This is a genomic window from Marinomonas rhizomae, from assembly GCF_024397855.1.
GTDB lineage: Bacteria > Pseudomonadota > Gammaproteobacteria > Pseudomonadales > Marinomonadaceae > Marinomonas > Marinomonas rhizomae_A.
Window position 1 is genome coordinate 2,051,652 of record NZ_CP073343.1, and the last position, 12,566, is coordinate 2,064,217.

13 protein-coding genes are annotated in these 12,566 nt (G+C 41.9%); 7 read left to right on the forward strand and 6 right to left on the reverse strand.

Features of this window, described 5'->3' with window-relative positions:
- Positions 1–90 precede the first annotated feature (90 nt).
- A complete protein-coding gene (choX, locus tag KDW99_RS09730) occupies positions 91–1,020 on the reverse strand; it encodes a choline ABC transporter substrate-binding protein (RefSeq protein WP_255829107.1) in 930 nt (309 codons plus the stop codon).
- A gap of 44 nt (positions 1,021–1,064) precedes the next feature.
- Positions 1,065–2,585: a choline-sulfatase gene (gene betC / locus KDW99_RS09735; RefSeq protein ID WP_255829108.1), complete on the reverse strand. Its 1,521-nt coding sequence runs from the start codon at positions 2,583–2,585 to the stop codon at positions 1,065–1,067.
- Positions 2,586–2,715: 130 nt separating this feature from the next.
- Here betC and KDW99_RS09740 point away from each other — a divergent pair, with 130 nt between their 5' ends.
- Entirely contained in the window at positions 2,716–3,609 is an 894-nt protein-coding gene (locus KDW99_RS09740) for a choline sulfate utilization transcriptional regulator (protein ID WP_255829109.1), read from the forward strand.
- Positions 3,610–3,618: 9 nt separating this feature from the next.
- Here KDW99_RS09740 and KDW99_RS09745 read toward each other — a convergent pair whose 3' ends face one another.
- Together KDW99_RS09745 and KDW99_RS09750 are read right to left on the reverse strand one after the other, a co-directional pair.
- Entirely contained in the window at positions 3,619–4,503 is an 885-nt protein-coding gene (locus tag KDW99_RS09745; protein ID WP_255829110.1) for an AEC family transporter, read from the reverse strand.
- Positions 4,504–4,536: 33 nt separating this feature from the next.
- Positions 4,537–5,427, reverse strand: coding sequence for a LysR family transcriptional regulator (locus KDW99_RS09750; RefSeq protein WP_255829111.1), 891 nt, complete (start codon positions 5,425–5,427; stop codon positions 4,537–4,539).
- A gap of 107 nt (positions 5,428–5,534) precedes the next feature.
- Here KDW99_RS09750 and KDW99_RS09755 point away from each other — a divergent pair, with 107 nt between their 5' ends.
- On the forward strand, positions 5,535–6,515 hold the full coding sequence (locus tag KDW99_RS09755; protein ID WP_255829112.1) for an aldo/keto reductase: 981 nt from the start codon (positions 5,535–5,537) through the stop codon (positions 6,513–6,515).
- A 54-nt stretch (positions 6,516–6,569) separates the two neighbouring features.
- Here the strand turns inward: KDW99_RS09755 and bcp are convergent, their stop codons facing one another.
- Complete coding sequence (bcp, locus tag KDW99_RS09760; protein WP_255829113.1) at positions 6,570–7,019, reverse strand: thioredoxin-dependent thiol peroxidase; 450 nt, start codon at positions 7,017–7,019, stop codon at positions 6,570–6,572.
- A 217-nt stretch (positions 7,020–7,236) separates the two neighbouring features.
- On the opposite strand from bcp, the gene dapA reads away from it, so the two are divergent.
- The 5 genes from dapA to KDW99_RS09785 all read left to right on the forward strand — a co-directional run bounded on the left by dapA (position 7,237) and on the right by KDW99_RS09785 (position 11,947).
- Positions 7,237–8,118: a 4-hydroxy-tetrahydrodipicolinate synthase gene (gene dapA, locus KDW99_RS09765; RefSeq protein WP_255829114.1), complete on the forward strand. Its 882-nt coding sequence runs from the start codon at positions 7,237–7,239 to the stop codon at positions 8,116–8,118.
- Positions 8,115–9,188, forward strand: a complete 1,074-nt coding sequence (locus KDW99_RS09770; protein ID WP_255829115.1) for a hypothetical protein — start codon at positions 8,115–8,117, stop codon at positions 9,186–9,188. Before dapA ends, KDW99_RS09770 begins: the two co-directional genes overlap by 4 nt.
- A 40-nt stretch (positions 9,189–9,228) precedes the next feature.
- A complete protein-coding gene (purC, locus tag KDW99_RS09775) occupies positions 9,229–9,945 on the forward strand; it encodes a phosphoribosylaminoimidazolesuccinocarboxamide synthase (RefSeq protein WP_255829116.1) in 717 nt (238 codons plus the stop codon).
- Positions 9,946–10,026: 81 nt separating this feature from the next.
- The gene (locus KDW99_RS09780) at positions 10,027–11,271 is read left to right on the forward strand and encodes a lipoprotein-releasing ABC transporter permease subunit (protein WP_255829117.1); all 1,245 of its coding nucleotides are present in this window, start codon (positions 10,027–10,029) and stop codon (positions 11,269–11,271) included.
- Positions 11,264–11,947, forward strand: a complete 684-nt coding sequence (locus KDW99_RS09785; RefSeq protein ID WP_255829118.1) for an ABC transporter ATP-binding protein — start codon at positions 11,264–11,266, stop codon at positions 11,945–11,947. Before KDW99_RS09780 ends, KDW99_RS09785 begins: the two co-directional genes overlap by 8 nt.
- A gap of 96 nt (positions 11,948–12,043) precedes the next feature.
- Here KDW99_RS09785 and KDW99_RS09790 read toward each other — a convergent pair whose 3' ends face one another.
- Positions 12,044–12,559: a DUF2062 domain-containing protein gene (locus tag KDW99_RS09790; RefSeq protein WP_255829119.1), complete on the reverse strand. Its 516-nt coding sequence runs from the start codon at positions 12,557–12,559 to the stop codon at positions 12,044–12,046.
- Positions 12,560–12,566: the final 7 nt, after the last annotated feature.

Genomic DNA, 12,566 nt, shown 5'->3' on the forward strand with positions numbered 1-12,566 from the left:
TACAATAAAAAACATATAATGAAATGACCCCCAATAGTTGGACATTCCAATTACTGGGGGGCTTTTTATGTTTGCAATATTAAGGGTGACTTACATTTCGCTGAGTTTTTGCTTTACTCTTGCTAGTGCAGGTTGGCCGTCGAAAGTTGTAACGCCTTGCAGCCATTTGTCTAGTATTTCTGGATGGGTCTTAATCCAGTTAGCTGCAGCTTGCTCTGGTTTTTCACTAGAGCCTATTATTTCGTTCTCCATTTTTAAACCAAACTCCAGATTGCTGAGTAATTTTCCGACATTCGGACATTCGTTTGCGTAGCCTTTGCGAGTGACTGTTCTTATCGTGGCGCCGCCGTAATTAGGACCAAAATATTTATCTCCACCTGTTAAATATTTTAAATCGAAATTAACATTCATTGGATGGGGTTCCCATGCAAGAAACACGATGAAATTATCGCGTTTTACGGTTCTTGCTACTTGCGAAAGCATAGCTTGTTCGCCTGACTCTACAACTTTCCAGTCTTTGAGGCCAAAGTCATCGGTATCGATCATGTTCTGGAGTTTTTGGTTTGCCGGTGCGCCAGCATCGATTCCATATATTCTCTGACGGAATTTTTGACTAAATTTAGCTAGGTCAGCAAAGTCTTTCACGCCAGCATCGAAAACGTATTTTGGTACCGCTAAGGTAAATTTAACGCCTTCTAAGTTGGTGCGGATAATGTCTAGATTGTCTTTGTACTTATCCATGAAGGCTGATTGGGCTGGCATCCAATTTCCCATGAAGGCATCGATTTTTCCATTTTTCAAGCTTTCAAAGCCGACTGGTACACTCAGGAGATATACCTGAGTGTCGTATCCCATTGCTTTTAATAAAGTCGTGGCGACACCATTCGTTGCGCCTATGTCTGTCCAGCCAGGGTCACTGAAGGTGACGTTTTTGCATTGCTCGGGCTCAGCGGATAGGGCGAGACTACTGCTAATAAGTAGGCTGGCTATACTAAGAGTTTTTAAAGAAAGTGCTTTCATTATCGTGCTCCTATTTGTGATGATGCTTTTTTAGCTTATGGTTATTAGACTTTTGGAAAGCGTGACCGACTTTCTAGGTCGTCTAGATCAATGTGATTTCTCATATACATTTCGCTGCTTTCGAATATCGGTTGATGATCCCAAGGTGTTTTCTTGCCTTTGTTCATCGCTTTTACGATTAAGCGACGGCGGCGTTGGCTGGTGAGTACATCTTGAGTGAGCCTTGCAGAGTCCCAGCGTTCTAGCGCTTCTTTTTTGAACGCTTGCAATAGGTCATCGAACTCTGGCTTGTTCGCCAAGTTAACTAATTCATCTGGGTCATTTTCAAGATCAAATAATTGATCTGGATCTATGTGGCAATGAACATATTTGTATTGGCCTCGGCGAATCATAAATAAAGGTGCTATGGCTCCTTCTCCAAAATACTCTCCGATGACCTCGTCATGGCCACCTGATTGGCCTAGTATGTGAGGCATTAAACTTCTGCCTTGAATGGGCATAGCGTATTCATGATCAGATTTGTTAGTTACCATTTCAAGAAAGGTTGGCAATAAATCCATAGTAGAAACAGATTCTTTAACTCGTTTTGCGGAAAAACGATTAGGTGCGTGAACTATCATAGGAACGCGGGCAGACCCTTCAAAGTAGGACATCTTGTACCAGAGGTTTCTTTCGCCAAGCATATCTCCATGGTCACCAGAGAAAACAATAATTGTATTATCGTCTAAGCCTGTTTCCTTTAGTGCTTTTAAAAGCAGACCCACTTTATCATCTACATAACTTATGGCGCCGTAATAAGCACGACGTGCATTACGCACTTGTTGATCAGTAAGCTCCTGATCATAATAAGCATACACTTCCTGTAAGCGTGCAGAATGAGGGTCTTGTTGTTCTTTAGGTATATTTATTCTAGGGAGATCAATCTCATCATCACTGTATCTATCCCAATACTCTTGAGGAATGGCATATGGATCGTGAGGATGTGTCATAGAAACAGTTAGGCAGAAAGGTCTGTCTTGTTCCCTTCTAACATAATCGTACAAATAGCGTTGAGCGTGGAAAACCACCTCGTCATCAAAATCCAATTGATTACTTCTAACACAAGGCCCCGCCTGTGTAACAGAGGACATATTGTGATACCAAGTCGGACGAGTTTTTAAATCATCCCAATTTGGAAACCAGCCGTAATCTGCTGGGTAAATATCCGTTGTGAGTCTTTCCTCAAAACCATGCAGTTGATCTGGGCCACAAAAGTGCATTTTACCAGAAAGTGCGGTTTTATAATTCTGAGCACGGAGATAGTGAGCAAATGTTGGGATGTCTGCTTGAAAGTCTGCCGCATTATCATAGGCGCCAATTTTGCTGGGTAGTTGCCCTGTCATTAATACATATCGTGATGGAGCACAAAGTGGGCTGTTACAATATGCAGAGTCAAATACAACCCCTTGTTCTGCAAGGCTGTTTAGGTTTGGTGTTTTTACAATGGAGTTTCCATATATAGGAAGGGCAGATGTAGTAAGTTGATCTGCCATAATAAATAGAATGTTAGGTTGTATTTTTGACATGGTTTCTCCTAATGGATAAAAAGTTAATTTTTGATTTAATTAGTGACCCTTGCTTTATTATAGATACATTGCGCCATGATGGAGATGCTGTAAACTGACTGAAATCTTATGTATAGGATAAGTTTAAATTATGTTAACTAACTCGGAACTACCTCCTTTACAATCTCTTGTTATTTTTGAAGCGTCTGCTCGTTTGCTTAGCTTTACTGCTGCTGCTCGTGAACTTGGTACTACACAACCTGCAGTAAGTCAGCAAATACGAGCATTAGAAGCTTCTTTAGGTGTGTCATTATTTGAGCGCATTTACCGTGGCGTGGTGCTAACTGATGCAGGTCATGTTTTATTGAAAACGACGCAATCTAGTTTGCAGGACCTGCGAAATGTATTGCAGAAAATAAAACAAAAACCCAAAACTCAGCGTATTACTGTCGCAACTGATTTCGCTTTTGCCGCTTTTTGGTTAATGCCTCGATTGCCAGATTTTCGAAGACAGCACAAGGATATTGATATTCGTATTCAGACTTCTCAGTCCGAAGTGGATTTAGTTTCTATAGAGGCTGATGTGGCGGTGTTATTTGGTGACGGGCACTATCAAGGGTATCTGTCTGAAAAATTATTGCCGGAAATCGTTTATCCTGTCTGTAGCCCAAAATTACTGGATGAGTATGCTTGTTTAACAAATCTAGAGGATCTCGTGAAGGCTCCGCTTTTGAAGTTAAATGCGGAAATGGGTCAAAAGTGGATTGATTGGGAGCAGCTGTTTCAGCTCAATAACTGTCAATGGCAACCGGCAGAGTCTGTAATGGAGTTCGATAATTATACTTTGTTGGTACAGGCCGCCATTTCCGGTCAGGGGATTGGGCTTGGGTGGTTTCCTTTGGTCGATGACTTTATAAAAAGCGGTGTGTTAGTTGAACTGCCAAATTTCAAGGTGCAGTCGGATAATGGTTATTACATTGTTCTGTCTAAGCAACAAGCCCCAACAGCGCCTGTTGCTGCTTTTCTTGATTGGCTAAAATCTTAATTTAAGTGTCTATAGATACAACCACCATAACAGTGCCACAGTACAAAGCGACATTGGTAAAGATATAAGAATCATAAGGGCAATTTCATCAACTGGTCCTTTGAATTTGCTGGCTAGCATGAAACTTATAACAGCCACTGGCATGGTGCTTAATACAATTAATACCGAGCCTTCTAAGCGGCTAAGCGGAAAAAAATAGACAACCAAACATGCGCAAATAACGCCTACTATTGGGCGAAATAAAGACAGTACGGCGGCGCGCCCTATCTTGCTACTTTCTGTGACTGACAGACCACTAATAGATTTGCCGAGCAGCATTAACATTATTGGCAATGTGATCTGGCTCAACATGTTCAATGTATTCATTATTGGTGTCGGTAAGTTGATGTTAAGGCTTAAGAAAAAAGCACCAATTACTAGCGCAATAACAGGACCATTCTTTAATAGTTGTTTAGGGTGGTAGTTGCCCGACATAAAACCAACCCCGAGTGTAAAATGGCTAATTTGCACGACAGACGATATTACAACGGCGATGGCCATTCCTTCGGCGCCAAAGAATGCGAAGGCAACAGGTATACCTAGGTTGCCAGTGTTAGGGTTGACCAAAGGTGGTAAGTAAAAGCGTGTCGGTAGCTTAAGGGCTTTAAGTAAAACGAATGAGCTCAGCGAAACCAACGCCAACACGAGAACCGTCGCAACGATGATTTTGAACATGCTGAAAACTTGCATCTGCATTGATAAAACGGAATAAAGCAGTAAAGCTGGTAGCCCTAAATTGGAGACAAGGGCAGCCAAAGAGGGACTATTCAGATAGTCTGTTTTTTTACCAAGAAAAAAGCCTAGGCAAATAAGGAGCAAGATGGGAGTTAATGAGTTGGCTAATGCTGGAAGCATAGAAATCCTTTGTGAAACCGATGTTTATATCTACTAATCGATTCTAAAGGCTTCCATAAGATAGTGCACCAAGGCTTTTACTCTAATACTGATATTTCTTGATTGAGGATACAGTAAAGTAACATCAGAGTTTGGCAGCTGCCAATCAGGTAGGAGTGTTACCAGTTGGCCTGATTGAATGTCATGCTCCACGTAGTAAGTGGGTTGTCTCGATATTCCAGCTCCATCCAGCGTTGCCTTTTTTACCACGTGTCCATTTGAACATTTTAGCTTTCCATGTACAGGGAGTTCGTATCTATCTTCGCCGTTATTGTGGGTGAACGACCACCTTTTTACTGAACCATTAATTAAAAAATGATCAATCAAATCTTTGGGGCTATCTAGCTTGGGCATTGTCTTTATATATGTTGGGCTCGCTACAAGGTGGTTTTTGTAGCTCGTCAGCTTTCGTCCAACTAAATTTGAATTGGTCAGTGCCCCCATTCTGATCACAAGATCGTATTGTGACTCAATCAAATCTTCTCTAGTGCTTGAAAAACTAAGCTCAACTTCTATCTTGGGGTTTTCTTTCATAAAACGAATTAAGATTGGGGCCAGTATCTCTTCGCCAAATAAACCTCCCACTGAATTGATCCTAATTTGGCCTCCTATACTTGAGTGAGCGTTTTGAGCCGATAGTACAGCATGTTCTAGTTGATCCACACCTTGCCTTGCAAGCTGATAAAAAGTTTCCCCAGCTGGGGATAGAGAAAGCGAGCGTGTAGAGCGATAGAGCAACTGGATGCCCATTTCTTTTTCTAACCGGCTAATAATTTGTGAGACTCTGGCGCGGGAAATATTGAGTTGTTCTGATGCTTTGGAGAAGCTGTGAGCTTCAACCACAGCCAAAAACTCTATGATGCCTTCTGGAAAATGAGTGCTCATATTGTTAAGCCTTATTAAACAATGATTTCAATATATCGATAATTATAAACAGTAAAAAGGCTCGTATAGTAGTGGTATGAGTTTTTAGTTCGTTTATAGGAGGATTTGTGAAAACTAGAATATTAGGAAAGACTGGCTTTAAAGTATCGGAAGTTGGCTTAGGCTGTTGGCAGCTTGGTAATGATTTTGGTCCGGTGGAAGATAAAGAAGCGACAAAGATACTGCAAACGGCGATGGATGAAGGTATTCACTTTTTTGATACTGCGGATGTTTATGGAGGTGGCTTAAGTGAAGAAAGAATAGGGCAATGGCATAAGTCTTTAAGTAAGCCGCCGATTATCGCCACTAAAGTCGGCCGCAATGCTGAGCTTTACCCTAATGGTTATAGTAAAGCGGCAGTTAAAAAAAGTTTACAGGCTTCAGCTCAGCGTTTGGGTGTGGAGTCTATCGATCTTGCTCAATTGCATTGTGTTCCTCGCGAGGTTTTGTTTTCAGGCGATATGCTGGCTTGGATGGATGATTTTAAAAAAGAAGGTGTCATCAAGCATTTTGGGGCCAGTGTGGAGATGCTAGATGAAGCGATGTTTTGTTGTAGTCATCCAGAGTTGGCTAGCTTACAAATCTTATTTAACGTTTTTCGCCAAGATGCGACTGAGTCGTTATTGCCGTTAGCGGAGGAAAATAATGTTGGGGTTATTGTCCGCTTACCATTAGCAAGTGGTTTACTGTCCGGTAAAATGGCGCTTGAACAAGCTTTTAGTGAACATGATCATCGATCCTACAATAAGGATGGTGCTGCATTTCATGTTGGGGAAACCTTTAATGGTATTCCTTTTGAAAAAGGCGTGGCGCTAGTGGAAGCGCTAAAGAAAAAGTTGCCTGAAGACCAAAATATATTGGATGTGTCTTTACGCTGGATTCTTGATCAGCCACAAGTATCAAGCATCATTGCTGGTGCTAGCCGTTCTTCACAAGTAGCTCGTAATGCGGCTGCATCTTCTTTACCACCATTGAGTGAAGATTTGCATGCACTATTATCGGAGTATTACCGTGAAGAAGTGAGAGAGCATATTCGTGGTGGGATTTAGGTTTAAGTGCTAAGTGAGAAATGGCGCGATTATTATCGCGCCATTTCTATGCATTTATTTCAGAATTTGCTCAGCGTGTGCTTTGGTCTTCACTTTACTGATGATATCGGAAATAACGCCGTTTTCATCAATGATAAAAGTTGTTCTTACCGTCCCCATTGACTCTCGTCCCATAAACTTTTTTAGTTGCCAGGTACCGTACAGTTCATGTACTTCTTTTTCTGTGTCAGCAATTAATGGGAAAGGTAGGTCGTACTTCGCAATAAAATTCTGGTGCTTCTTTTCTGTATCAGTACTGATTCCAAGAGTGACAAAACCTTGATCAAGTAACGTCTGGTAGTTGTCACGCAAATCACAAGCTTGAGCCGTGCACCCAGGCGTGTTGTCTCTTGGGTAAAAATACAAGGCAACTTTTTTGCCTTTAAATTGGCTGAGTGTAATGGTATCGCCATTTTGATCTTTGGCACTAAAGTCCGGTGCTGTTTGTCCGATTTCGATAGTCATAATGTATCTCTTCTGTCCAACGCATTATTTAAAGAAAAATAGTTTGTCTATTAATGAGTAATTGCTTATTGGTCATTAGCTTAACAAGACCTTAATGAAAAATCCTCCTGAATGCGGTTTCTTGTGAATTTACTCCTGCTTTACGTCTGTCAATTATTGTTAATCCAGAGTCTGGACGTTACTATAGGCGCGCTTATAATTTTATCGGAGACTCGAAATGATCACAGGTAGTTTAGTTGCGCTTATCACTCCTATGTCACCAGATGGCGCTGTAGATACTAAAAAATTAGATGATCTAATAGAGTTTCATATTAACGAGGGGACTCACGGCATCGTAGCGGTAGGGACCACGGGTGAATCTTCCACTCTAACGACAGTAGAGCATGCGAACGTAATTCGTCAGGTAGTTAATACTGTTAATGGTCGTGTTCCTGTTATCGCCGGCACGGGGGCCAATGCAACCCACGAAGCCATCGATCTTACTCGAAGCGCAAAAGAAGCGGGCGCAGATGCTTGTTTACTTGTAACGCCTTATTACAACAAACCTACCCAAGAAGGTTTGTATCAGCATTTCAAAGCAATAGCAGATGCAGTTGATATCCCCCAAATTCTATACAACGTGCCAGGTCGAACGGCATGTGATATGCAAAACGAAACAGTCGTGCGTTTGTCCTCGGTGAAAAATATTGTTGGTATAAAAGATGCTACTGGTAATTTAGAACGCGGCGAAGCTTTGATTAATGCATTGCCTGAGACTTTTGCAGTCTATTCTGGAGATGATCCGACGGCAGTTGCATTAATGCTTTTGGGCGGTAAAGGCAATATATCCGTGACGGCCAATGTTGCACCAAAAGCCGTTTCTCAAGCCGCCGAGTTAGCATTGGCTGGAAAAGCGGATCAAGCTCATTCCATTGATACAACCATTTCTTCACTCCATAAAAACTTGTTTTTAGAGTCTAACCCAATCCCTGTTAAGTGGGCGTGTAGCCAATTAGGTCTATGTGAAGACGGTATTAGGTTACCTTTAACGCCTCTTTCTGAGCAGTATCATTCGGCCGTTCGACAAGCCATGATCGAAGCTGGAGTTTTATTAGTATGAATAAGTTCACCCTGAATTTGATGGGCGCAAGCTCTCTAACATTGTTGTTATCTGGCTGTAGTACATTTTTCACTGATCACTCTGATGACTATCAACAGGAGAAACCAGTGACTTCTTCATTGGAAGTCCCTTCAGGGTCGGCTCCTTTAAGTAATGCTCTTGTTATACCAAATGAAAAAGCTATTGCGAATTTAGAAGGCACGACTCCGTATACAACCCCTAGAGCGCCATTTGTATATTATCCGATGGTTGCTATTAATGTTGAAGAGCAAGACGATGCAGTAGAATTAAATGTTCCTGCGAGCATGACGCAATCTAAGCGTATCGTAACTGACTTTTTAACTGCGCTTCATGGTGATGGTGTCTCAATTGCCTCACAAACCGATGATCGTATAATTAGTGTGCCATTTGACTTCCATCCGCAGGGTTGGTGGGCATCTTTATGGAGCAATATTACTCGCTTGCATCCAGCACAACCTGCTTTTTCATTTCGTTTTAAGGAAATGGAAGGTAAAACATTGGTCACCGTACAATTTCGCGATGAACAACAAGATGTTGAGCCAGGGGATTGGATGAGTCCAGTACAAAATGATGATGCTTATGCGGTTGCTGTTCGCTTATGGGGAGCTATGGGGCGCCAGTTAAATCAGTCTTCGGCTTACCTTTCTAATCGCGGAGATGCCACATCTTTCCCTATTTGGGTAGATCATCATGGTCTTTTCGCTATCCACTTAGGTGAGAACGTTTCTCAGGCAGAGATTGAAGCTAAATTAAGCGCTGCAGGTATTTATCTAATGCCAGGCGAAAAGCAATTGCTTGCACCCGTGCCACCAGAGGACGTTGCTCGTGTAGGTGATGTAATAGATTTAAATTTGCCATTGGTAAGTAAAGAACAGACGAAATCTCTTAAGACTATACGTCGAGACTTAGACGATGTTAGCTGGGAAGAGCGTCAATATCCTTACAAAATCACGCGTCAAAAAGCCGGTGAATTTTTAGTTATTGATGTTTCTGGAATGGACTCACCTGAAGTGACTTCATTTCATTTAGCACAACGCTTTGTAAATTAAATACGATTAACCCCTCAAAAAGAAAACTGGAGACCCTCCAATGGAAAAACGACAAGAGCTATATGCAGGTAAGGCAAAATCTGTATTCCGTACAGATGATCCTGACAAAATGGTTCTAGTGTTTCGTGATGATACTTCTGCATTTGACGGCAAAAGAATTGAACAGCTTGACCGTAAAGGCATGGTGAACAATAAGTTCAATGCATTCATCATGACAAAACTACAAGAAGCAGGTATCCCAACGCATTTTGAAAAGCTTTTAAGTGATACAGAGTCACTTGTTAAGTGCCTTGATATGATGCCTGTTGAGTGTGTCGTTCGAAACGTTGCTGCCGGTAGTCTTTGTCGACGTCTAGGCGTGGAAGAGGGTATTACTCTTACGCCGCCAACATTTGAATTGTTTTTAAAGAACGATGCGTTGGGTGATCCAATGATCAACGAATCTCATGTTGAATCATTTGGTTGGGCAAAAACAGCTGATTTAGCTAAGGCAAAAGAGCTTACATACAAAGTGAATGATGTATTAAAAGCGATTTTTGCAGAAGGCGGCATGATTCTAGTTGATTACAAATTGGAATTTGGCCTATATAAAGGTGAGGTTTTATTGGGTGATGAATTTTCTCCTGATGGCTGTCGTTTATGGGATGCCAAAACCAAAGAGAAATTAGATAAAGATCGTTTCCGTCAAGGCTTGGGTGGCGTGATCGAAGCTTACGAAGATGTAGGTCGTCGTATAGGTATCGATTTCGACGCATAAGCGGTCTGGTAACTTAGTCCATAATAGAGGAGCCAAGCTCCTCTATTATTACCAAGCAAGCTTGTCATACAAGGACATACATTGATTAACTTCCTTCCTTTTGCTATCGGTTTGCGTTATGCCCGAGCAAAACGCTCCAACCATTTCATTTCTTTTATTAGCTTTTCTTCTATCGCAGGCCTTGCCCTTGGCGTGATGGTGCTTATTACCGTCCTTTCTGTAATGAATGGCTTTGATCGCGAATTACGTCAACGTATTTTAGGCATGGTTCCTCACGCGACTTTATGGGGTGATCCAGTATTAAATGACTGGCGTGATACCGCAAAGCTAGTGGCAAAGATGCCCGATGTTGTTGGTGTAGCCCCCCATATTCAAGCGCAAGTGATGTTCCAATCTGGCGAAAGTGTCCATGGTGCAATTCTAAATGGCATCAATCCAGACATGGAAAAGAAGGTTTCTATTATTGGCGATAATATGGCTTCGGGTTCGTTAAATGCTCTTAACGATACTCGCTTTGGCATCGTCCTAGGTGCTCAGTTGGCCAAGATGTTAAGAGTAGATATTGGCGATAAAGTAACGGCTATTTTACCTAAAGCTAATGTTTCAATTGCTGGCGTGGCACCTGTTTTAAAGCGTTTTACTGTAGTCGGAACCTTTGAGGTTGGGGCAGAGCTAGACAGTAGTCTTGCCTACATCAATATTAAAGACGCTGCTAAGCTGAAGCGCTACAAAGCGGATGATGTAGAGGCATTGCGTATTTCGTTTGATGATTTATTTGTTGCGCCTTCACGTATTTGGGATATTGCTCGCGCTGTACCGGGGCAAAACAGGGTGAGCGACTGGACTCGAACCCATGGCAGCCTATTTCAAGCGATAAAAATGGAAAAAACCATGATTGGCTTGTTGTTACTGTTAATTGTCGCCGTCGCTGCTTTCAATATTGTTTCCACCCTAGTGATGGTGGTTACAGATAAACGGAACGACATTGCCATCCTTAGAACAATGGGCTTAACCTCAAGCCAGGTTATGTGGATATTTGTTGTGCAAGGTATGTTTATCGGCATGCTCGGAACGCTTATTGGTGTGGTATTAGGTGTCACTTTAGCACTCAATGTTAGTGAGATTATTGCCGCTCTACAGACATTGTTAAATGTTCAGTTTTTAAGTGCAGACGTGTATTTTATCAACTACTTGCCTTCAGAGCTTCAGTGGTCTGATGTGGAGTTAATTGTTACATCTGCTTTTGTTATGACGGTGGCTGCTACTATTTATCCTGCTTGGCGAGCTTCGAAAGTAGAGCCCGCGGAGGCATTACGTTATGAATAATGTTGTATTGGAGTGTCGCGAACTTTCTAAGCAGTATCTGGATGGTAAACAAACTGTCGATGTTTTCCAGTCTATTGATCTAACGCTCCATAAGGGACAGGCTTGCGCCATCGTTGGCTCATCCGGTTCAGGTAAAACGACTTTGTTGAACTTATTGGCTGGGCTAGATTTGGCGACCACTGGAGATGTGAGTTTAGCTGGGGTGTCTTGGTCGAGCATGAAAGATTCAAAGCGGGCCAAGATGCGCAATAAAGAAATGGGATTCGTATACCAGTTCCATCATTTGTTGCCTGAATTTACGGCGCTAGAGAATGTATTAATGCCGATGTGGATTGCTGGCATGGATAAGCAAGAAGCCAAACAGCGTGGGGAGGAGCTTCTAACCCAAGTTGGTCTAAAGGATCGCTTTAACCACAAACCGTCACAATTATCTGGTGGAGAAAGGCAGCGAGTTGCTATTGCACGTGCTTTAGCTAATCGTCCAGCTTGCGTGTTAATGGATGAGCCGACTGGCAACCTAGATGAGAGTACGTCTTTAGAAATTCAGAATCTAATTAATACACTGAAAACTACTTATGAGATGGCGTTCCTTGTCGTGACGCATGACGAAAAAATGTTGAGCTGGATGGATTCTGCATATCGCTTATCTCAGGGCGCTTTGCATCCGTTAAAGTAGGAAGGCATTTGGTTTGTAGTCGTTAGCTTTACAATAAAAAAAGCCAAGACTCAGTTGAGTCTTGGCTTTTTTTATTGTAAATGAGTGAGTGATTGGTTATTTGGTGTTTCTTAGTTTACGTTCTTTCCAGCGTTTAATGACATGAAATCGCCATAAAATGATAATTACAGCGTAACCAATAGCGCCTACAATTAAGCCGGATACAATTGATCCTACATAAAGCGGCATCCAGATGTGCTCCATTTTATCCCAGATCCATTCGACGGAAAGTTGGAAGTCTTTATTGTCATGGGATCCCAGAATTAACATGCCAACCTTGTAATTGAAGTAAAAAACAAATGGCATAGTTAACGGATTGGTGATCCACACAAGGGCAATAGACAACGGGATATTTGCTCTTAATGGAATAGCAAATAATGCCGAAGCAAGCATTTGAAATGGCATTGGGATAAACGCCCAAAACAAACCATTAAAGAAAGCTCTCGCTACGGATTTACGGTTGAGGTGCCATAAGTTAGCTTCGTATATTTGCGACCCTAATAGGCCTAAAGCTTTGCTCTGCTTTAACTTTTCTGGATTTGGTATGAATTTTTTAAGATAATTCTTCGGCATAATCAGG

Excerpts from the sequence above, each read along its gene's own strand:
- bcp (WP_255829113.1), bottom strand. The coding sequence starts at position 7,019 with ATGACTATCGAAATCGGACAAACAGCACCGGACTTTAGTGCCAAAGAT.
- betC (WP_255829108.1), bottom strand. The coding sequence starts at position 2,585 with ATGTCAAAAATACAACCTAACATTCTATTTATTATGGCAGATCAACTT.
- KDW99_RS09770 (WP_255829115.1), top strand. The coding sequence starts at position 8,115 with ATGAATAAGTTCACCCTGAATTTGATGGGCGCAAGCTCTCTAACATTG.
- KDW99_RS09785 (WP_255829118.1), top strand. The coding sequence starts at position 11,264 with ATGAATAATGTTGTATTGGAGTGTCGCGAACTTTCTAAGCAGTATCTG.
- choX (WP_255829107.1), bottom strand. The coding sequence starts at position 1,020 with ATGAAAGCACTTTCTTTAAAAACTCTTAGTATAGCCAGCCTACTTATT.
- KDW99_RS09745 (WP_255829110.1), bottom strand. The coding sequence starts at position 4,503 with ATGCTTCCAGCATTAGCCAACTCATTAACTCCCATCTTGCTCCTTATT.
- KDW99_RS09750 (WP_255829111.1), bottom strand. The coding sequence starts at position 5,427 with ATGAGCACTCATTTTCCAGAAGGCATCATAGAGTTTTTGGCTGTGGTT.
- dapA (WP_255829114.1), top strand. The coding sequence starts at position 7,237 with ATGATCACAGGTAGTTTAGTTGCGCTTATCACTCCTATGTCACCAGAT.
- KDW99_RS09740 (WP_255829109.1), top strand. The coding sequence starts at position 2,716 with ATGTTAACTAACTCGGAACTACCTCCTTTACAATCTCTTGTTATTTTT.
- purC (WP_255829116.1), top strand. The coding sequence starts at position 9,229 with ATGGAAAAACGACAAGAGCTATATGCAGGTAAGGCAAAATCTGTATTC.
- KDW99_RS09790 (WP_255829119.1), bottom strand. The coding sequence starts at position 12,559 with ATGCCGAAGAATTATCTTAAAAAATTCATACCAAATCCAGAAAAGTTA.